Source organism: Streptomyces sp. WM6386 (assembly GCF_000972385.1).
Taxonomy (GTDB): domain Bacteria; phylum Actinomycetota; class Actinomycetes; order Streptomycetales; family Streptomycetaceae; genus Streptomyces.
In genome coordinates this window covers 1-832 of record NZ_JXTE01000281.1, presented here as the reverse complement: position 1 = coordinate 832, position 832 = coordinate 1, and the positions used below count along the sequence as shown (strand labels likewise).

Genomic DNA, 832 nt, shown 5'->3' with positions numbered 1-832 from the left:
TGGTCCACTGGGTGATGCGGGCGCCGTCGTTGGTCGCCTTGTTGTAGACATCGAGGGCTTTGCCACTGTGGCGGTTGACCAGCACATACGAGGCATTGGGGTCTACGGTCGCCGCGCTGGCGGGCTGGGCGCCGAGGAAGGTGGCCACCAGCAGCAAAGGCGCGAGAACGGCGAGTAAGCGTCTGAGAGGAACCGGGGACGGGTGGCGAAACCGCATCAGAAGGCCTCCTTGGGGGCGGGGCAAGGTGACGCCGATGAACCGCGGAGCGGCCGCATCGAGGGCAAGACAGCTTCGAAACTTGCGAAGGGATTCCCGAACCTTGACGGCACAAGCTAGGAATGCGAGGCCCTCCGGTCAAGGCCTGTCGCCGATCTGACCACAAACAGCTCCTCCCCCTGCGGGCAGGGCAGGCTGTCACACCAAAGGGCACCACTCCGGAAGATCACGGTACGGCTCGCCACCCCGAAGGCCCGGACGAAGGAGCGAACTCCGGCAAACGGGGTCCGGCTGGCACCGAAAGTTGCGGCCACTCAGCAGAAACTTTCTCCGCGCCGAGTATTGACGATTCCCCGTCAATCCCTCAATCATCCCTCCGGGTAACCGGACTTGTTGCGAGATATCGAACTGCATCGGCACCACCCCGTTCCGTTTCGATGGCCCGGTGGTTCCGTGTTGCCGCGGGTCGGGTTCCGGCAGCCTGGTACATCAATCTGGCTTGATGTACTTTCGATGTATGGGATCCCGATCCTCGGATGCGGCCGTCGCGCTGCCGGAGTTCGTCCGGCTGGCTGCGCATCCGCTGCGCTGGCGGCTGCTGACGGAGCTCGGCGA

Annotated in this window: 1 protein-coding gene; it reads right to left on the bottom strand. The window is 64.2% G+C overall.

Going from position 1 to position 832, the window contains the following annotated elements:
- A partial coding sequence (locus TN53_RS46295; RefSeq protein ID WP_199924748.1) for an RICIN domain-containing protein occupies nt 1–217 on the bottom strand: 217 nt, incomplete at its 3' end.
- Nucleotides 218–832 lie beyond the last annotated feature (615 nt).